The organism is Desulforhabdus sp. TSK, from assembly GCF_022836495.1.
In the GTDB taxonomy this organism is placed as follows: Bacteria; Desulfobacterota; Syntrophobacteria; order Syntrophobacterales; family Syntrophobacteraceae; genus Desulforhabdus.
In genome coordinates this window covers 1-605 of record NZ_BQXM01000115.1, presented here as the reverse complement: position 1 = coordinate 605, position 605 = coordinate 1, and the positions used below count along the sequence as shown (strand labels likewise).

Below are 605 nucleotides of genomic sequence, written 5' to 3'. Positions count from 1 at the left end.
TACTTGGGGCCCGCCACGGACATGAACTCCATCCCGCAGCACGCCGTCACGAACGGGTACTGAAAAAAGGAGTACTTCCTCGACCAGTTCACCAGCTCCTCGAGCTTCGTCAATACGACGCTCCCCTCGAGCAGCCGCTCCCCCTCCTCCGCGGAGCCCGCCCTTCCGGAGACTCCGAGCTTCTCACCTTCTAATCCCATTCCAAAGCCCCCCTTCTCCAGACATACAAAAGACCCACGGCCAGAATCGCCAGGAAGATCATCATCTCCACAAAACCAAACATCCCGAGATCCCTGAAGAGCACCGCCCACGGGTAGACAAACACCGCTTCCATGTCAAACACGACGAAAAAAAGAGCCACCAGGTAAAACTTCACCGAAAACCGCAGCTTCGGCGAAACGATCGGGCTCTCCCCGCATTCGAACGGCTCCATCTTGTCCGCAAACACCTTCCGCGGACCGATCTTGCTCGTCGCCACCAGCATCCCCACCGCCGTCGCGGCCGCCAAAACCAGCATGATCAACACCGGTACATATTCACTCATGGCTGATCTTCTCTCTCCATTAACTGTCCCGCGTTTACACTTACACCCTTCCCCCATCCCG

Annotated in this window: 1 protein-coding gene and 1 pseudogene; both read right to left on the bottom strand. The window is 57.4% G+C overall.

The window, feature by feature from the left end:
• A pseudogene (locus MWC30_RS21750) lies at window positions 1-200 on the bottom strand (hypothetical protein); the annotation flags it as partial.
• Window positions 191-544, bottom strand: coding sequence for an NADH-quinone oxidoreductase subunit A (locus MWC30_RS21745; RefSeq protein ID WP_244086293.1), 354 nt, complete (start codon window positions 542-544; stop codon window positions 191-193). The gene MWC30_RS21745 and the pseudogene MWC30_RS21750, both read right to left, overlap by 10 nt.
• Window positions 545-605 lie beyond the last annotated feature (61 nt).

Bases quoted from the DNA above. Each gene is read 5' to 3' on its own strand.
- MWC30_RS21745 (WP_244086293.1), bottom strand. From the start codon at position 544: ATGAGTGAATATGTACCGGTGTTGATCATGCTGGTTTTGGCGGCCGCG.